The sequence below is a fragment of the Flavobacterium sp. NKUCC04_CG genome (assembly GCF_019345525.1).
Classification (GTDB): domain Bacteria; phylum Bacteroidota; class Bacteroidia; order Flavobacteriales; family Flavobacteriaceae; genus Flavobacterium.
The window spans coordinates 60,897-79,074 of record NZ_JAHKRA010000003.1; the positions used below are offsets into that span (position 1 = coordinate 60,897).

The following is an 18,178-nucleotide window of genomic DNA, read 5'->3' on the forward strand; positions in this document are numbered from 1 at the left end:
ACATGCAGCAAATAATAAATTTTTTTATAAAAAACAGTACTAAGTTACTGTTTTTGCTGCTTTTAGCAACTTCTTTACTACTTACTATCCAAACGCACTCCTTTCACAGGAGTCGCGTTTTAGGTTCTGCCAATGCCTTCACGGGTTATGTCTATGAAAAGATTAATAATACTAAAATCTATTTCAGTCTTAGACAACAGAATGACGAATTAGCCTTTGAAAATGCAGAGCTTAAAAAAATCCTTTACAATTCGATAAACCCAGCGGATTCTGTAGAAATTAGCGATAGTAAACCGATCGAAAATCCAGAATTTGAAGTCATTTTGGGTAAGGTTATTCGCAATTCCTTTAAATCAAAAGAAAACTACTTAACCATCAAAGGAGGAACCAAAAACGGAATTCATCCCGACATGGGTGTTGTCAATAGCAGAGGGGTTTTGGGTATAGTCGAAATAGCCGCCAACAACTATGCAACGGTGCAAAGCATCTTAAACGTTAAATCTCAAATCAATGCTAAAATAAAAGGTTCTAACCATTTTGGTACTTTAAATTGGGATGGAAAAAACACTGGCTATGTTCAATTGATTGACATCCCCCGTCTTGCTGATCTTCATAAAGGAGACACTATAGTAACCGGAGGAAAATCAATCATTTTCCCAGAAAATATTCCCATTGGAGCTATTGATAAAGTATTTGTAGATAAAAGTTCTAATTATTACACCATCAGTGTGCGTTTATTTAACGACATGACCAATTTGGGCTATGTCTATATTATCAAGAACAACGACATCGAAGAGATCAACCATTTAGAAGAAGCAACTAAAGATGAATAGTACTATAACTTTAAACATTATTCGATTTATACTTTTATTTGCCCTTCAAATATTGGTATTCAACAATATAGAGCTATTCAACTTTATCAACCCGCTTCCTTATATTTTATTTATATTGCTTTTTCCCATCCATGGAAATAAGGCTTTATTAATTTTCATCAGTTTTCTATTGGGATTGGGAATTGATATGTTTGAAAACTCTGGAGGTGTACACGCCGCTGCCTGCGTAGTACTCGCCTATTTTCGCGCAGATTTATTAAAATTCTCATACGGTATCAGTTACGAATACCACACTATTAAAATAGCTGACAAAATAGGTAAAGAGCTCTTTACGTATCTTTTTAGCGGTGTTTTATTACATCACACCATTTTATTTGGTTTAGAAATATTTAGATTTAATTTTATTTGGGAAATTCTTTTACGAACTTTACTCACAACATTATTTACCCTGATATTATGCGTCTTAATAATCTACTTGATCAAACCATCTAAAAAATGAGAAAATTCCTCTTACCCTTTTTAATTATATCCGTTGCTATTGCAATATTGGTAAGACTACTATATTTACAAGTAATTGATGATTCGTATATTAAAAAGTCGGAAAACAACGCTTTAAAAATCGTTTACGAATACCCCGAGCGCGGTTATATCTATGACCGAAATGGCAAATTACTAGTCGCCAACCAGCCCTCCTATGATATCATGATTATACCTCAAGAGGTAAAAGATATAGATACCTTAGCGCTGTGTCAAATGCTAGATGTGACCAAAGACGACTTTATAAAAAAATTAGACAAGGCACGTGTTTACAGTCCGCGTTTACCTTCTGTTTTTTTACCCCAATTAAACAAGGCAGAATATGCTGCTTTTCAAGAAAAAATCAGACATTTCAACGGTTTCTATATACAAAAAAGATCTCTACGAGATTATCAAGTGCATTCCGGTGCCAATATATTTGGCTATATCCGTCAGGTCAACGAGCAAAATGTAAAAGGGAGTTCTTATTACCGCAGCGGTGACTTAATCGGAATTCAAGGTGTTGAACAGGAATACGAAACTGTTTTAAGAGGAACCAAAGGGGTTAAATACATCCAAAGGGATCGATTTAACAGAGAAATAGGTTCTTTTAAAAACGGTCATTACGACACCCTAGCTGTAAAAGGTGAGGACATCACACTAACCTTGGATTTAGAACTTCAAGAATATGGTGAATTGCTGATGCAAAATAAACGCGGAGGTATAGTTGCCATCGAGCCTAAAAGCGGAGAAATTCTAGCTTTAGTAACCGCTCCGAGCTACGACCCCAGTTTGTTAGTCGGTAGAGAACGTTCTAAAAACTATACTGCTTTGTTTAATGATTCCATTTCTAAGCCCCTATTTAACCGTGTTTTATCTGGAGAGTATTCTCCTGGATCGACGTTTAAAATTTTAACCGGACTAATCGGCTTACAGGAAGAGGTTATCACTGAACAAACCGCCTTTGTATGTAATCACGGTTTCTTTTATGGGCGCGGAGCATTTATGAAATGTCACGACTCTGGTAGTATTTCACTCAACAGAGCGATAGCCAGTTCCTGCAACACCTATTTCGCCAATGTCTATAAACGCATTATCGAAAAATACTCTAAACCCCGTTATGGCATAGACGCATGGAGCAGTCATCTAAAAAGCTTTGGATTGGGCGAATTTCTTGGCTATGATCTTCCTGATGGTAGAAAAGGACATATACCTTCATCTAATTATTACGACCGTTGGTATCCCAACGGAGGCTGGAGAAGCACCACGACGATTTCGAATTCCATAGGACAAGGCGAGGTTGTCATGACCCCTATGCAATTGGCAAATATGATGGCAACGATTGCCAACAGAGGTTATTTCTATACCCCACATATCATCAAAAAAATAGAAAAACACCATATAGACCCAAAGTTTACAACTAAAAACATCACCACCATAGACCCTCAATACTTTACACCAGTTATCAATGGATTGTTTGACGTTTACAATTTTGGTTCTGGTCGAAGTGTACAAGTTAAAGATATTGAAATTTGCGGTAAAACCGGAACTGTAGAAAACTTTATTAAGGTGGGAACCAAAAGAATACAATTAGCCGATCACTCCGTATTTGTTGCATTTGCTCCAAAAGACGATCCTAAAATTGCTATAGCGGTTTTTATAGAAAATGGTGCCTGGGGTGCCCGTTGGGCTGCTCCAATAACCAGTTTAATGATTGAAAAATACCTACACAAAGAGATTAGCCGTACCGATTTAGAAAAAAGAATGTTAGAAGGCAGCTTACAAAGTGAGTATGCCAAAGTAATAAGCTTACAACAACAAGCCAAACTGATCCCGCAATAAAATGAAAAATCAAAGTGTAAAAAGCACCATCGATTGGATTTCAATCCTACTTTATTTTGTACTGGTTTTTGCTGGATGGCTAAACATCTACTCTGCCTCGCTACCGGTAGAAGCTACCTCATTTTTTGATTTAAATCAAATCTACGGTCGCCAACTATTATTCATCATGTTTTGTATTCCGTTAATTATACTGGTAGTATCGATCGACGCCAAATTTTATGAAAAATATCCCATGATATTTTACATTATTGGTATACTATCTATATTGGGACTCATGGTATTTGGTAAATCGGTAAAAGGACAAACCAACTGGTATCAAATAGGCGGTTTTGGAATTCAACCCTCTGAATTTGTAAAAACAACTACAGCCCTCTTATTGGCAAAGTTCATTTCAGACTCACAGGACGCCCTAAGTACTTTTAAAGACCAATTGATAGCCTTGGCTATTATTGGAGTACCCACGCTACTTATTTTACAACACGACACGGGTAGTGCCATGTTATTTGCTTCACTTATATTTGTTTTGTATCGCGAAGGACTACCGAGTTGGTACCTTTGGACCGCTTTTATCACGATCAGTCTTTTCGTGATGTCACTGATCATAAAACCCGGTTTTATTATCGGCGCTATCGCATTAGTCACCATCATCCACTTTGTGCTCAACAAAAAGATAAATCGAAACCCCTTTCTATATTTGGGACTATCGGCCCTAATGATTGCTTTTGTATTCTCGGTCGATTACGTTTATGACGAGGTGCTAGAACCCCATCAGAAAGACCGTATCAATGTATTAATCGGCGAAGACGTCAACCTTCAAAGAGAAGGTTATAACTTAAATCAGTCCAAAATAGCTATCGGATCGGGCGGCTGGTTTGGCAAAGGATTTTTAGAAGGAACACAAACCAAAGGTGGTTTTGTACCGGAACAACATACCGATTATATATTCACTACAGTTGGTGAAGAATGGGGATTTACCGGCGCAGCAGTAATCATCACTTTATTTGTCTGTCTATTCCTACGGCTTATATACCTATGCGAACAGCAAAAATCGCGCTTTACACGAGTTTACGGATATAGCGTAGTCTGCTTCCTATTTATCCACTTTGCTTTAAACATCACTATGTTAACGGGGCTATTTCCAACAATCGGAGTTCCCTTACCCTTTTTCTCTTATGGAGGATCAAGCTTACTCGCATTTACTATATTGTTGTTTATTTTCCTCAAGTTAGATGCTAATAAAGTCAATGAATGGTAAAATTGGCATCTAATTTGCCTTACAATTAAAGTCAACTAAACAAAAACACCAAACTCAATTTATACAATGAAAAAAACACTATGGTTTGTAGGTACTCTCTTAGTTTCAACTCAATTGATGTCTGCACAAGAGGTTTCCACTATTGAAACAGAAAAAAACAAAGCGATTGAAAAAATACAAGAAATCACGACTGAAAAAACAGAAGTAAACACAGCTTTAGAGAAGGTTAAGGAAAGTACACAAACAGTTGTTAGTGAACAAGAAAAACTACAAGCTAAAGAAGAAGAAATTATTCTAAAAAACCAACAAGATTTACTAAACGCGGAACAACTAAATCAAGAAAAACTAGTTAAGGACCTAGAAAAAAAGGAACTTCAAGCAATTAAGGATCAAAAGGCGTTAGAAAAAGCACAAAAAAAACTTGAAAAAGAGCAAAAACTCGAAATTAAAAAACAAGCTAAGCTAGCCAAATCAACGCGTAAACTCCAAAAAACAAAAAGCAAACTCTATAAACAAGAGGATCGCTTAAGAACCGAAACGGATAAATTTGAGAAAAACCTACGCAAAGGTTCTTTAACCCCGTTAAAAGAACTCAAAGGCAAAGCAAAGATACTGAAGTTAAAAACAAAAGTTCAAACCTTAAAACTCGATGTTGAACGTATGGAACTAGAATTAAGGTCTTTTTAAACTAAAATACTACTTATTAAAAAAACTGCATTTTGCAGTTTTTTTTTGTTTTTAATTGTAAAAACACGCTTTTACCCAGCAATTTAACCTCTTTGCTATGTACAAACATACTTATAACGCCAAAAAAAAATCCCAATCTATAAAGATTGGGATTTTTTGTGGTGCCTCCAGGAATCGAACCAGGGACACATGGATTTTCAGTCCATTGCTCTACCAACTGAGCTAAGGCACCTTAAAAGTAAACTTTTAAGCAACTTATAAATCAAAAGCAAATTTGTGGTGCCTCCAGGAATCGAACCAGGGACACATGGATTTTCAGTCCATTGCTCTACCAACTGAGCTAAGGCACCATTTGGCTTTTGATTTCAAAGACATACTGTCCTTGTAAGCGGTTGCAAATATAGAACAGTTTTTTATTTAAACAAACCCTTTTGAAAAAAAATCATTACATATCTTTGCTTACACAAACATTTCAGTCATGCTTTTAGTCGTAGATATTGGGAATACCAGAACCAAAGTAGCTTTATTTGAGAACGATAGGATTATTGAAATCTATATTTTAGAGCGTGAAAATTTTTTAAAAAATTTTAAAAAAATTTTAAAAAATTTCAACACCCTCCCCAAAATAGTACTTTCAAGCGTGGGTAAACTCGATACAGCCTCGTTAAACTGGTTACAAGCACATACCGATTTACTAGAAATTACTATAAAAACAACCTTACCCTTTCAAAACGACTATTCGACTCCCCAAACCTTGGGTATCGACCGTTTGGTTCTGGCTGCTGGTGCAACACTACAGTATCCCGCTCAAAATAGATTAGTCATTGATGCGGGTACTTGTGTTACTTATGACTTCATCACTAAGGAAAACCACTATCTAGGCGGTGCTATTTCGCCAGGAATCGCCTTAAGATACCAATCACTAAATACCTATACTGCAAAACTTCCGTTGCTACAATTGCAAGAACCCGCTGATTTAATAGGAAATTCAACCGCAGAATCTATACATTCCGGCGTTGTTAACGGACTAACGGCCGAAATCGACCAACTTATCGATCTGTACATAGCTCGTTTTCAAGATTTAACTATAATTTTAACAGGTGGTGATGGAGTTTTTTTGGCAAAAAGACTAAAAAACACCATATTTGCCCATTCAAACTTTTTGTTAGAAAGTTTGAATTCCTTACATCAATATACAATTGAAAATGATAAAAAAAATCTTTCTAGGCTTTAGTTTACTAATTGGTACTACAGCATTAGCACAACAAGGTACCGCATCACCATATTCTTTTTATGGAATTGGAAAAGTGAATTTCAGTGGAACCAACGAATACAAAGCCATGGGAGGGATTAGCACATACTCAGACAGTATTCACCTAAACCTAAAAAATCCAGCTTCTTTTTCAAAACTGACAAGGACTACTTTTGCCGTGGGAGGAACTACTAATTTCACTACATTCAAAAACAACGAATTTTCAGAAAAAGCTCAAAGTACTTTAGTAGATTATATAGCTGTTGGAATTCCCTTAGGTCGTTTTGGAGCATCATTTGGAATACTACCATTTACGTCAGTAGGATATAAAATCAACTCTGAAATTACTGTAGGCGATCAAAACCGATCAAAAGACTTTACAGGAGAGGGTGGAATAAACAGAGCTTTTGCAGGCATTTCCTATTCCATACTGCCTAATTTACAAATTGGAGCAGATTTCGCATACAATTTTGGAGACATTGACAACAATTCCACCGTGTTTATTACCAACGACGGTACCGGTGTCTTTCTTCCTAAAGGATCTAGAGAACGTATAAAAACAAACTACAGTGGATTTACATTTAACACCGGGCTTATTTACAACCGTAAAATAAAAAATTATGATTGGCACAGCAACTTTACGTTCTCGCCTGAAACTAAAATAAGCGCAGACACCTCTACTTTTCTAGAAACAGTTCAAAAAGCCTCTAACGGCTCCGTTGTTTCCATAGAAACAAGAGAACTAGAGATGATTAATAGCGACTTAACGATGCCTGCTTCATTTACCTTAGGAACAGGAATTGGAATAGAACAAAAATGGTTTATTGGAGCTGAATTTAAGCATACTCAAAACAGCAAACTCCAAAATAACTGGAAATCATCAGCAAAAGCGGCTTTTGAGGACTCCCAAAAATACACTATAGGAGGTTATTATATTCCAAAATACAATTCTTTCACCAGCTATTTTGACCGTATCGTTTATCGTGCTGGTTTCCGATATGAAAATACCGGCTTGGTATTAGAAAACCAATCAATCAATGATTATGCGTTTAGTATGGGGGCAGGATTTCCGGTTGGAAGAAACCAAACCAACATCAACCTAAGCATGGAATATGGTCAAAAAGGAAAAAGCAGTAACAATTTGATTAAGGAAAATTATTTTAATATATCTGTTGGAATTTCCTTAAACGACTTATGGTTTGTTAAACGTCGTTTCGAATAAAACCAAGCCCATGTCTTTTATAAAAAACATACTGTTAACCGGAAGTCTGCTGACACTAATAGTCACTATGGCTTCTTGCGACAGCAATTTTAAAAAAATACAAAAAATCAATACCGTTCCCTTTTTTGCAACAACTCAAGGAGAGAACATCAATTTAAAGTATATAGACTCGGGAAGTGTTAAGGCTATTTTAGTAAGTCCGCAGATGCTCGATTACTCACAGGTAAAGTACCCGTTTACAGAATTCCCAAAAGGGATTCACTTGACTTTAATTGACAGCGAAAAAAACCAGAATTTTGTTGTAGCAGACTACGCAATCAGCTACGGAAAAAAAGAATTAGTTGATTTAAGAGGCAATGTCGTAATTACAAGTCACGATGGCAAAAAACTAGAAACAGATCAACTGTATTACGATCAAAAAAACGATTGGTTTTACACCGAGAAATTTTATAAAATATCGGATATCGACAACAGCTTTACAGAAGGGGTTGGAATTGATTTTGACAGTAAATTTAAAACCGTAACAGCTCAAAACAGCTACGCCGAGAGAAACAAAACAGAATAACGACCTACAAACGTAATTAACCATGAAAGCATACGTATTATTCCCCTATTTTTATCTTTTTATAGCACTACTCTTTATCTATGATGGCGTTACAAAATTTCAAAACGATGAAGATTACTATTTACAAATAGCTGTAGCAGCCGTTGCCATTTTTATGTTCTTCTTTAGAAAGAGATATGCAAAAAAAATGCAGGAACACCATAAAAACAAACAACAATAAAGTCCAATATAAAAAACAGTAGTTATTAACTACTGTTTTTTTTTGCTTTCAAAATTAGTTTTCAACAACATTTTCGACAACAAACTTAGGAGCAATATTTAAAGATATTGTTTTTCAAATTTAAATTCCAGCTCCTTAAAATTCTCTAAACAGCAGCTTAAAAAAAACAAAATACGCTTACTTTAAAGAAATTTGACCAAATACTTCGAAAACAGCAACATTATTTAGAAAAATATAGAATTATAACTTTTATTATTAAATAGATAATTGTATTTTCGCTCACTGAAAAAAATTACACATACTAAATACACATGGCAGTTTTATCAAAAATTAGACAGAAATCCGTATTATTAATTGCGGTCGTTGGTGTTGCTTTACTAGCATTTGTTGTAGGAGACTTAGTTCGAGGCGGAGGCATCGGTAAGGATTCTAGAAATGTTGGAAGCGTAAATGGTGTTGAAGTCAACACTCAAGAATTTATGCAAAAAGTGACCCAAGCAGAACAAGGTGGTCGAGCCACGGGAGCGCAAGCGAACAATATGGTTTGGAACAATGAAGTAAATTCAATACTTCTTGGAACGGAGTTCGAAAAAATCGGATTGAAAATCGGAAAAGACCAATTGGTTAATGTGATTAAAGAAAATCCAAACTTTGCCAATAATCCTCAATTTCAAAATCAACTGGGCAAATTCGATATCAATAAATTCAATGAATTTATAGTAACGATGAAAAAAGGCGGAGCTGAACAATGGAATTCTTGGTTAGCTTATGAGAAGGAATTAGAGAAATATGCTGTAGAGCAAATGTATTTTTCTATGATTCGCGCAGGTATCAACACCACTACATCAGAAGCTAAAAACTCTTATCACGTAGAAAACAGCAAAGCGACATTTGATTATGTTACCGTTGCCTATTCATCTATAAACGACGATCAAGTTAAAGTAAGCGATGCTGAAATTGAAAGTTATATTAAAAAGAATGAGAAGAAATACAAATCAGAACCTACACGTAATATTGAGTATGTTTTTGTATCTAGTATTCCATCTGAAAAAGATCAAAACGAAGTTAAAGAAAACATCGTTGGACTATTAAAATCTTCTATCGTTTATAACGAAGAAACTAAGAAAAACGATACAGTTGCTGGATTCAGCAACACGACAAACTTAAAAGAATTTGTCAACCTTAATTCTGATATTAAATTTGATTCTTTGTTTTATTCAAAAAGCGACTTGCCACTAGAATATCAAGAAGAATTATATAAACTACAGCCTGGTGAAGTTTTTGGACCTTATTTATTTAATGACCATTATTGCTTAACTCGCTTGGTTGATAGAAAAGCGGGTGAAAAAGTTAAAGCAGCCCATATTTTAATTTCTTATGCTGGTTCAGCTTCTCCTATACCGGGAGTTACAAGAACAAAAGAAGAAGCTAAAGCTAAAGCTGACGACTTATTAAAACAAGCTTTGGCAAACCCTGCTCAATTTGGAGCATTGGCTACTGAAAACACAGAAGATCCGGGTTCAAAAAACACGGGTGGTGAATACGACAATATTGCTAAAGGACAAATGGTAAAACCATTTGATGATTATATTTTCAACAATGGAGTAGGTAAAATTGGTGTCGTTGAAACTGACTTTGGTTTTCACATTATTAAAGTTCTTGAGAAAAAAGAGGCTATTCGTTTAGCTACTATTGCTAGAAAAATTGAAGTTTCAGAAGCTACAGCTGACGAAATTTATACGAAAGCGACTAAGTTTGAACAAGAGGTTGCTTCTAAAGATTTTGAAGCGTTGGCAAAACAAATGAACTTGCCTATTCAACCTGCTACCACAGTTCGCCCATTTGATGAGCAGCTGCCATTAGTTGGAAAACAAAGACCTATAGTAACTTGGGCTTTTAACAAATCTACAAAAATTGGCGATATCAAAAAATTTGATAATGCTGACGGTCATATCATCGTTAAATTGAAATCGGCAAACGAAACGGGTTTATTAACTGTTGAAGAAGCTAGAGCAACGGTAGAACCTATTTTAATGAATGAGAAAAAAGCGGCTTTAATCCGTACAAAAATGGAAGGAAAAACCCTTGCTGATATCGCTGCAAAAACAGGAGCAACACTTACAACAGCAGCTGATGTTACGAGACAAAACCCATTAATCATCAATATTGGTCCAGAACCAAAAGTAGTTGGAAACGGTTTCGGCTTAAAGCCAGGAGCTCAATCAGCCTTAATTGATGGTGCAAAAGGAGTATATGTAATTCAAACTAAAGCTATAAACCAAGCTCCAGATTTACCAAATTACAATACTTACAAAAACAAAACCAATACAGTTGTTCGCGGTAGCGTACAAACAAAAGTATTAGACGCATTGAAAAACAATGCTAAAATTAAAGACCACAGAATTGACGTGATGTAAAAACGCAATACTGTTTTCCATACAAAACGGGCTATCTTTACGGATAGCCCGTTTTTTTAGTACCATACACTAATTACAGAATGAAGAAATAGCAGAGATACTTAAACCATTCACCCTATGAGAACGATTCGATGGAATTGTAGACTGGGATTGTTTTAACTCCAAAAAAATCTTATTTTTGCGATGCTAAACTTAAGAGTTGCTTTTACCTCTGTGTAAACGGCAAGCGATACAAAATTATCTAGCTCACTATACTAAAAACAATACGATATGAAAGCATACGTTTTTCCTGGTCAAGGTGCCCAATTCTCAGGAATGGGAAAAGATTTATATGAAACATCTGAAATAGCCAAAACGCTATTTGAAAAAGCCAACGACATCTTAGGTTTTCGCATTACGGACATTATGTTTGAAGGTACTGCAGAACAACTAAAAGAAACTAAAGTAACACAACCGGCTGTATTTTTGCATTCGGTTATTTTAGCAAAAACCTTAACGGATTTTAAACCGGAAATGGTAGCAGGACATTCTTTAGGCGAGTTTTCCGCTTTAGTAATCAACGGTACCCTTTCGTTTGAAGACGCTTTACTTTTGGTTTCGAAAAGAGCTTTAGCCATGCAAAAAGCTTGCGAAATTACACCTTCAACTATGGCAGCCGTATTAGGCCTAGCCGACGAGGTCGTAGAGAACGTATGTAAAACCATAGACGGCGTAGTTGTAGCAGCAAATTATAACTGCCCGGGACAATTGGTTATATCTGGAGAAACTACAGCTGTTGAAAGAGCCTGTGACGCATTAAAAGAAGCTGGAGCAAAAAGAGCTTTGATACTGCCAGTTGGTGGTGCTTTCCACTCACCGATGATGGAGCCCGCTAGAGAAGAATTAGCTGCCGCTATTAAAGCAACACATTTCTCACAACCAAGTTGTCCAGTTTATCAAAACGTGACGGCAAACGCCGTCTCTGACCCCGAACAAATCAAAGCGAATTTAATATCGCAATTAACAGCTCCAGTGCGTTGGACACAATCTGTTCAACAAATGATAGCCGATGGTGCTACGTCGTTTACGGAAGTTGGCCCTGGTAAAGTATTGGTTGGCTTAATTCAAAAAATTGACAAATCAGCAGAAACACATTCAGCCTAAAAATCACCTAAGTTTTTTTTAGTTCAAACATAAAAAAGCCCCAAGAATATCTAATTTCTTGGGGCTTTTTTTTATACACTCCTTATTTTCTGCTCCCAATTCCAAGCACTTAATAAGGCTTCATCTAGGGTTTTCAAAGCCTTCCACCCTAAAACGTCGTTGGCTTTATCCGTATTGGCATAAGCAGTAGTAATATCCCCTTCTCTTCTTCCAACAATTTGATAAGGTAATTGCTTACCAGATACGCGCTCAAAGGCCTGGATTACCTCTAATACCGAACTGCCTTTACCAGTCCCGACATTAAAGACCTCCACTTTTTCAGTCTGCTGTTTAGACAAAAGTCGCTTAAGGGCCAAAACATGCGCTTGTGCCAAATCGACTACGTGTATATAATCACGTACACAAGTACCGTCAATCGTATCATAATCGTCTCCAAAAACTGCTAGTTTTTGACGTAAACCCATAGCTGTTTGGGTAATAAAAGGAACTAAATTTTGTGGCACTCCAATCGGTAATTCTCCTAGAAAATTAGTCTCATGCGCGCCAATTGGATTAAAATAACGAAGTAAAACCGCATTAATACCTGAAACTTTAGCGACATCACTTATTATTTCCTCCCCTATTTGCTTGGTATTACCATAAGGTGAAAAGGCCTCCTGTATAGGTGCATCTTCCATAATTGGCATTTTTTCTGCCTGCCCGTAAACCGTGCATGAAGAACTGAATATAAAACTGACTTCCGTTTTCTTCTGCAATTCTTGCAATAGATAAATAAGTGCAGAAAGATTATTCTCATAATATAAAAGCGGATTTTCTACACTTTCACCTACTGCCTTAGATGCAGCAAAATGAATCACCCCTTCTATATCTGAATACTGACTAAAGAAACGCTGTACTTCCGACTTGTTTCTTAAATCTAAATTTTCAAAAAGAGGTGCTTTCCCAGAAATTTTTTCAATTCCATTTAAAACATCCAAAGTGGAGTTGGATAAATTATCGATAATAACCACCTCATAACCCTGAGCTTGAAGTTCGACCACTGTATGAGATCCAATAAACCCCAAACCTCCTGTTACCAATACTTTCATAATTCTAATACATTATTTATTTAGGATTATCGCGTCTCGTTAGTCTCTGTTTCGCTTTCTTATTTCTAGAAACCCTTTTTTGAGTCGCGATACCATGTTCCAAATTATATAAAAAACAATAGGCGAAAGATACATCCTTTCGCCTATTTACTTTTTTTATTTTGTTAAGAATGATAAAATTGAAGTCGTAATAAACTCAATCTGATCATCATCTAATTCCGAATGCATTGGAAGAGACAGTACTTCTTGAACCAATTGATTGGTTACTGGAAAATCTTCTTCTTTATATCTTGGATCTACATATGCCTTTTGATTGTGCAAAGGTATCGGATAATAAATAGCACAAGGAATATCTAAAGATTGCAAATGCTGCATCAAAGCATTTCTATCTGCATCTATAATTCTTAAAGTATATTGATGAAAAACATGGCTGTTTTCCGTTTCAGAAAAAACAGGCGTTATTATATTAGGATGATTCGCCAAAGCAGTGCTGTATTTCTTAGCTGCGCTTTTACGAGCTACATTATAAGCATCCAATTTCGGTAGTTTTACATTTAAAACCGCTGCTTGAATACTATCTAATCGCGAATTTACCCCCACTACATCATGATGATATCTTTCATACATTCCGTGGTTAACTATTCCTCTAATAGTATGAGCTAATTCCGCATCATTAGTAAAAATAGCACCACCATCACCATAACATCCTAAATTCTTAGAAGGAAAGAATGAGGTTGCCGCAACATGTCCGATACTACCCGCTTTTTTTACCGTACCATCCGTAAAGACGTAATCGGCACCAATTCCTTGAGCATCATCTTCAATCACGTATAAACCATGCTCTTCTGCCAATTTCATAATGGCCTCCATAGGAGCAACTTGTCCAAAGAGATGAACGGGAACTATGGCTTTAGTTTTTGGTGTAATCGCCTTCTTAATCGCTTCAACAGAGATATTAAACGTATTGGGGTCAACATCTACCAACACCGGTGTTAACTGCAACAAAGCAATCACCTCCACAGTAGCAGCAAAAGTAAAGTCGGCAGTAATCACTTCATCTCCGGGCTTAAGCCCCAAAGCCATCATCGCTATTTGTAAAGCATCGGTTCCATTAGCACAAGGAATCACGTGTTTTACACCTAAATACTGTTCCAAATTAGCTTGAAAACGGTGTACTTCAGGCCCGTTTATATACGTTGAATTTTCTAAGATTTCTTGAATCCCCTTATTTACAGCATCTTTGATTCCCTCATATTGACTCTTTAAGTCAACCATTTGAATTTTTCTCATGATTTATTGTATTTTAGACCGTCTTTTTAGCGCTCCTTTTCAGTGAAATTAGCCTTAAAAAAACGTTTTGTTTTACTCTTAATAAGCCTTACAAAAGTAATAATTTATTGCGGGTATCTCCTATTCTTAATCAAAAGAAACGTATTTTAGCCCTACAAAAATATCAGCATGTTTTTCTTATACAACCTCTTTACAATAGTCGTTAGCTTCGCTTTAAAGTTCGTTGCGCTCTTTAATAAAAAAATTAATTTTTTTGTAGAAGGACGAAAAAACTCTTTTGACCTTCTAATCCAACAAATTAAAACCAACGACCGCACTTTTTGGATTCATGCCGCTTCCTTAGGCGAATATGAACAAGGTCTACCGCTGATTGAACGCTTAAATCAACTATTTCCTGAACACAAAATCGTATTGACCTTCTTCTCTCCCTCGGGTTATGAAGTAAAAAAAAACAATAGTGCGGCTGATGTGACCTTATATTTGCCCATGGATACCAAACGAAATGCGAAGAAACTTTTACAACTCGTGCATCCCGAGAAGGTTTTTTTTATTAAATATGAGTATTGGCCTAATTACTTATACCAATTAAAAAAACAAAACATACCCACTTATTTAGTTTCTGGAATTCTCAGACCCGATCAAGTGTTCTTTAAATGGTATGGCGGTTTTTATAGAAAAGCCTTGGATTCCTTCACGGGTTTCTTTGTTCAAAATGAACAATCAAAAGCCTTACTCGCTACATTGGGTCATGAGGCTACTGTTACTGGGGATACGCGTTTCGACAGGGTGTCTCAAATAGTAGAAAACGATAATACCTTGGATTTTGTAGCGCAATTTAAAGGCCATAAAACCCTTTTAGTAGCCGGCAGTTCTTGGCCAAAAGACGAAGAACTACTCGTTGACTTTATCAATACTACAGCAGATAAAAATATGAAATTCATATTTGCTCCACACAATATCAAACCCGATTTAATAGAATCCTTAAAACAGAAGATTAAAAAAGGGGTTGTTTTATATTCTCAAATTCAACATCAAAATCTTAGGGACTTCGATGTATTGATCATCGACGGATATAGCTTACTGACCAAAACCTATAGTTATGCAGATATTGCCTATATAGGAGGTGGTTTTGGATCGGGTATTCACAACATTCTGGAAGCAGCAACCTTCGGTATTCCTGTAGTCATTGGACCAAATTATAAAAAATTCCAAGAAGCTAAAGACCTCGTTGAAAAAAAGGGATGTGTAGTCGTAAAAAACAAACAAGAACTCGATCAAACACTGTTGGATTTATTTACGGATCCTTTAGTTAGAAAAGAAATGGGCCACATCAATAGTTCTTATATACAAGCAAATAAAAATGCTACACAGAAAATCATACAGCTTGCATTCGGCATCTAAAATGATCGACTAACAACAAAAAAACCTTTTAAGATCCATATGGATCTTAAAAGGTTTTTACAATTATAACTAAAGGCTAGTTTTCAGATACCAGCATTTATTGTTTTTCATAGGTAACTTCGGTACCGTCTGCCGCAATAATACCGTTAAACAGCACCAATTTATTATCAGACAACATCACACTTACTTTTTCAGCATCATTTAAAGAAAGTGCATAATTAGACTTTGAATTATTGATAAGCTCACTCTCGGGCTGTAAACTAAAGACTCCGCTTTCCACTTTTGTACCATCGGTAAACTTCTCAAAATGATTTCCTGAAAACTTAAGCACATTCCCATTTCCCTTTTTAAAGTTTGGGTCAACACCAGCTACTTGAATTCCCGCAACATGAGTTATTTCCCATGTCCCTTCTATGGGTGACGTTGCCTTTTTATTTCCACAACTCACCAATACAGTCATTACACACACACTTAAGGTTAATTTAAAATAATTTTTCATCTGTTGATTTGTTTATGGTTTATGATTATTTATAGCCTCTGCATTGATTTAAAACAAACACAGAATTAACCGTTTATTTAAGCTGGATTTTCTAAAAGTAAATCTAGATTTTGGCGCGCTAAAAAATGATAATTTGGTCGGGCCTCCTGATATATCTCTTTCGCAAAATTAATCTGCCCCGTTTGTTTTAAAGCCAAATATAGGGGCTCAATAAATTTCCTTCTACCTACCTGTATCAAAAAATCTTTAGCATTGGAATTTACCTTATCGTATTGCAACCTAAATGATTTTTCGAACCAGGCACATTGGATCTCAGCATTCTTACTATCGGTAAAACGGTATCGTTGATCGATTAAAGCTATATCCTCTTTAGTAGTAGCAGTCACATCAATTAAACGGATATAGTGTAACCATTCATTGGTAGACCATTCCGGAAGTTCGTCGGAAATCGCTTTCCCTTTTTGAATCTGAACGATATCTGCCGCATATTTTTTTTCCACCAATTCAAACAATTTTGACGTTGGAACCACCAAGCCCTTTGGCCAACCGGTATCATAAACCCAGGTTTGTACAAAATCATCTTCTCCATGGGTAAGATTTTCTTTTAGATAGACTATAAAATCTTCTGTATTTGTAGTTTTAAATGCCTTTTCTTTAAAATATTTTTTAACGAATGCGTCGAATGGTACACGCCCATAACGGTCTTCTAACATTTTTAAAAATAGAAATCCTTTGTCGTAAGGCACATCAGAAAAAGCATCGTCCGGATTTATTCCTGTCAAATCAATATATAATGATGTTAGATTTTTAGGTAATAATTTCATGTCGGTTTGCAAATCTTGATATCCAATAACCGTAATCATATCTGCATAATCTTTTCCCTCGAGCGCCTCCATAATTCTACGTTCAAAATAAACGGTAAACCCTTCATTGAGCCAAAAGTCATTCCAAGTAGCATTGGTTACCAAATTGCCAGACCAAGAATGTGCGAGTTCGTGAGCGATTAAGTTAGTTAATGACCGATCACCCACTAAAATTGTAGGTGTAGCAAATGTAAGTCGAGGATTTTCCATACCTCCAAAAGGAAAACTAGGAGGCAGAATCAAGACATCAAATTGTCCCCACGGATATGCTCCATAAAGTTGCTCTGCTGCATCTACCATTTTTCCCATATCTGCCAGTTCCCATGCTGCGTCTTTTAACTGAGTCGGTTCGGCATATACACCGGTCCGTTCATCAATAGCTTGATACTGCAAATCACCCACAGCCAAGGCTATTAAATAAGGAGGTAAAGCCTGAGGCATTTTAAAATGATAAATACCGTCAGCTGATTTTTCCTTTGGATTAATAGCACTCATCAAGGCCAACAAATCTTTGGGTACACGAACAGTAGCATCATAAGTAATCCGTATGCTAGGTGTATCCTGAATGGGAATATAAGAACGGGTTAATATTGCCTGTCCTTGCGTTAATAAATACGGCTGTTTTTTATCGTGAGTCTGAACCGGATCTAACCATTGTAAGGCACTAGCTTGGGGAGAAGTTTTATAATAAATACTTACTTTTTTATCTTTAGGACTTATCTTCACTTTTAAGGCCTGCCCTTTGACTATATCAAGCTCACCCAATTCATAAGGTGTTTTTTTTCCATTACCCAACAAAACAGAATCAATAACCAGCTGACTGCTATCAAAGAAAATCTCCTTTGCTTGATGATTTTCGAAATCGTAAGTGGCGCTTCCAACAATAATCTTTTGCTCAAAATCCACCTCAACATCCCAACTGAGATGTGTTATTTTTGCTTTACTAAGATGTGCATACGTTTGCGTATCCACATTTTTATCATCTGCCAAAAGGGCTTGTTGCTTTCCACAAGCAGCTACTAAAAATCCCATTCCAAAAACGAGATAAAAAAACTTATGCATATTAGATTTATTTCTTTAATAAC

Annotated in this window: 16 protein-coding genes and 2 tRNA genes; 12 read left to right on the forward strand and 6 right to left on the reverse strand. The window is 36.1% G+C overall.

All coding sequences use genetic code 11. The annotated features are described in order from the left end of the window. Positions 1 to 2 precede the first annotated feature (2 nt). From mreC to KO524_RS03160, 5 genes are all read left to right on the forward strand, one after another. Positions 3 to 833 (forward strand): rod shape-determining protein MreC, encoded by an 831-nt coding sequence (mreC, locus tag KO524_RS03140; protein ID WP_219289892.1) that lies wholly within the window; start codon positions 3 to 5, stop codon positions 831 to 833. Then, on the forward strand, positions 826 to 1,332 hold the full coding sequence (gene mreD / locus KO524_RS03145; RefSeq protein ID WP_219289895.1) for a rod shape-determining protein MreD: 507 nt from the start codon (positions 826 to 828) through the stop codon (positions 1,330 to 1,332). The genes mreC and mreD overlap by 8 nt, the downstream gene beginning before the upstream one ends. Next, positions 1,329 to 3,191 carry a penicillin-binding protein 2 gene (gene mrdA, locus KO524_RS03150; RefSeq protein ID WP_219289898.1) on the forward strand — a complete coding sequence of 621 codons (1,863 nt, stop codon included), beginning with the start codon at positions 1,329 to 1,331 and terminating at the stop codon, positions 3,189 to 3,191. The genes mreD and mrdA overlap by 4 nt, the downstream gene beginning before the upstream one ends. A gap of 1 nt (position 3,192) precedes the next feature. Then, entirely contained in the window at positions 3,193 to 4,446 is a 1,254-nt protein-coding gene (gene rodA, locus KO524_RS03155; RefSeq protein ID WP_219289901.1) for a rod shape-determining protein RodA, read from the forward strand. Between the two features lie 66 nt (positions 4,447 to 4,512). Continuing rightward, on the forward strand, positions 4,513 to 5,133 hold the full coding sequence (locus KO524_RS03160) for a hypothetical protein (protein ID WP_219289904.1): 621 nt from the start codon (positions 4,513 to 4,515) through the stop codon (positions 5,131 to 5,133). Between the two features lie 159 nt (positions 5,134 to 5,292). Here KO524_RS03160 and KO524_RS03165 read toward each other — a convergent pair. Together KO524_RS03165 and KO524_RS03170 are read right to left on the reverse strand one after the other, a co-directional pair. Then, positions 5,293 to 5,365: transfer RNA gene (locus tag KO524_RS03165), tRNA-Phe, on the reverse strand. A gap of 45 nt (positions 5,366 to 5,410) precedes the next feature. After that, positions 5,411 to 5,483: transfer RNA gene (locus tag KO524_RS03170), tRNA-Phe, on the reverse strand. Positions 5,484 to 5,611: 128 nt separating this feature from the next. Here KO524_RS03170 and KO524_RS03175 point away from each other — a divergent pair. From KO524_RS03175 to fabD, 6 genes are all read left to right on the forward strand, one after another. Then, entirely contained in the window at positions 5,612 to 6,367 is a 756-nt protein-coding gene (locus KO524_RS03175) for a type III pantothenate kinase (protein WP_219289907.1), read from the forward strand. Then, positions 6,339 to 7,607 carry an outer membrane protein transport protein gene (locus tag KO524_RS03180; protein WP_219289910.1) on the forward strand — a complete coding sequence of 423 codons (1,269 nt, stop codon included), beginning with the start codon at positions 6,339 to 6,341 and terminating at the stop codon, positions 7,605 to 7,607. Before KO524_RS03175 ends, KO524_RS03180 begins: the two co-directional genes overlap by 29 nt. A gap of 10 nt (positions 7,608 to 7,617) precedes the next feature. Then, complete coding sequence (gene lptC, locus KO524_RS03185; RefSeq protein WP_219289913.1) at positions 7,618 to 8,172, forward strand: LPS export ABC transporter periplasmic protein LptC; 555 nt, start codon at positions 7,618 to 7,620, stop codon at positions 8,170 to 8,172. Between the two features lie 22 nt (positions 8,173 to 8,194). Then, positions 8,195 to 8,392, forward strand: a complete 198-nt coding sequence (locus tag KO524_RS03190; protein WP_219289916.1) for a hypothetical protein — start codon at positions 8,195 to 8,197, stop codon at positions 8,390 to 8,392. Positions 8,393 to 8,703: 311 nt separating this feature from the next. Beyond that, positions 8,704 to 10,809 (forward strand): peptidylprolyl isomerase, encoded by a 2,106-nt coding sequence (locus KO524_RS03195; RefSeq protein WP_219289919.1) that lies wholly within the window; start codon positions 8,704 to 8,706, stop codon positions 10,807 to 10,809. 270 nt (positions 10,810 to 11,079) lie between these two features. Further along, positions 11,080 to 11,952 (forward strand): ACP S-malonyltransferase, encoded by an 873-nt coding sequence (fabD, locus tag KO524_RS03200; protein WP_219289922.1) that lies wholly within the window; start codon positions 11,080 to 11,082, stop codon positions 11,950 to 11,952. A gap of 71 nt (positions 11,953 to 12,023) precedes the next feature. Here the strand turns inward: fabD and galE are convergent, their stop codons facing one another. Further along, the gene (gene galE / locus KO524_RS03205) at positions 12,024 to 13,040 is read right to left on the reverse strand and encodes a UDP-glucose 4-epimerase GalE (protein WP_219289937.1); all 1,017 of its coding nucleotides are present in this window, start codon (positions 13,038 to 13,040) and stop codon (positions 12,024 to 12,026) included. A 156-nt stretch (positions 13,041 to 13,196) separates the two neighbouring features. Next, positions 13,197 to 14,330 (reverse strand): DegT/DnrJ/EryC1/StrS aminotransferase family protein, encoded by a 1,134-nt coding sequence (locus KO524_RS03210; RefSeq protein WP_219289940.1) that lies wholly within the window; start codon positions 14,328 to 14,330, stop codon positions 13,197 to 13,199. 168 nt (positions 14,331 to 14,498) lie between these two features. On the opposite strand from KO524_RS03210, the gene KO524_RS03215 reads away from it, so the two are divergent. Beyond that, positions 14,499 to 15,731, forward strand: coding sequence for a 3-deoxy-D-manno-octulosonic acid transferase (locus KO524_RS03215; RefSeq protein ID WP_219289943.1), 1,233 nt, complete (start codon positions 14,499 to 14,501; stop codon positions 15,729 to 15,731). Positions 15,732 to 15,828: 97 nt separating this feature from the next. On the opposite strand, the gene KO524_RS03220 is transcribed toward KO524_RS03215, so the two are convergent. Both KO524_RS03220 and KO524_RS03225 read right to left on the reverse strand, forming a co-directional pair. Further along, the gene (locus KO524_RS03220; RefSeq protein WP_219289946.1) at positions 15,829 to 16,230 is read right to left on the reverse strand and encodes a hypothetical protein; all 402 of its coding nucleotides are present in this window, start codon (positions 16,228 to 16,230) and stop codon (positions 15,829 to 15,831) included. Between the two features lie 77 nt (positions 16,231 to 16,307). Then, complete coding sequence (locus KO524_RS03225) at positions 16,308 to 18,155, reverse strand: M1 family metallopeptidase (protein ID WP_219289949.1); 1,848 nt, start codon at positions 18,153 to 18,155, stop codon at positions 16,308 to 16,310. Positions 18,156 to 18,178: the final 23 nt, after the last annotated feature.

Bases quoted from the DNA above. Each gene is read 5' to 3' on its own strand.
- mreC (WP_219289892.1), top strand. From the start codon at position 3: ATGCAGCAAATAATAAATTTTTTTATAAAAAACAGTACTAAGTTACTG.
- mreD (WP_219289895.1), top strand. From the start codon at position 826: ATGAATAGTACTATAACTTTAAACATTATTCGATTTATACTTTTATTT.
- mrdA (WP_219289898.1), top strand. From the start codon at position 1,329: ATGAGAAAATTCCTCTTACCCTTTTTAATTATATCCGTTGCTATTGCA.
- rodA (WP_219289901.1), top strand. From the start codon at position 3,193: ATGAAAAATCAAAGTGTAAAAAGCACCATCGATTGGATTTCAATCCTA.
- KO524_RS03160 (WP_219289904.1), top strand. From the start codon at position 4,513: ATGAAAAAAACACTATGGTTTGTAGGTACTCTCTTAGTTTCAACTCAA.
- KO524_RS03175 (WP_219289907.1), top strand. From the start codon at position 5,612: ATGCTTTTAGTCGTAGATATTGGGAATACCAGAACCAAAGTAGCTTTA.
- KO524_RS03180 (WP_219289910.1), top strand. From the start codon at position 6,339: ATGATAAAAAAAATCTTTCTAGGCTTTAGTTTACTAATTGGTACTACA.
- lptC (WP_219289913.1), top strand. From the start codon at position 7,618: ATGTCTTTTATAAAAAACATACTGTTAACCGGAAGTCTGCTGACACTA.
- KO524_RS03190 (WP_219289916.1), top strand. From the start codon at position 8,195: ATGAAAGCATACGTATTATTCCCCTATTTTTATCTTTTTATAGCACTA.
- KO524_RS03195 (WP_219289919.1), top strand. From the start codon at position 8,704: ATGGCAGTTTTATCAAAAATTAGACAGAAATCCGTATTATTAATTGCG.
- fabD (WP_219289922.1), top strand. From the start codon at position 11,080: ATGAAAGCATACGTTTTTCCTGGTCAAGGTGCCCAATTCTCAGGAATG.
- galE (WP_219289937.1), bottom strand. From the start codon at position 13,040: ATGAAAGTATTGGTAACAGGAGGTTTGGGGTTTATTGGATCTCATACA.
- KO524_RS03210 (WP_219289940.1), bottom strand. From the start codon at position 14,330: ATGAGAAAAATTCAAATGGTTGACTTAAAGAGTCAATATGAGGGAATC.
- KO524_RS03215 (WP_219289943.1), top strand. From the start codon at position 14,499: ATGTTTTTCTTATACAACCTCTTTACAATAGTCGTTAGCTTCGCTTTA.
- KO524_RS03220 (WP_219289946.1), bottom strand. From the start codon at position 16,230: ATGAAAAATTATTTTAAATTAACCTTAAGTGTGTGTGTAATGACTGTA.
- KO524_RS03225 (WP_219289949.1), bottom strand. From the start codon at position 18,155: ATGCATAAGTTTTTTTATCTCGTTTTTGGAATGGGATTTTTAGTAGCT.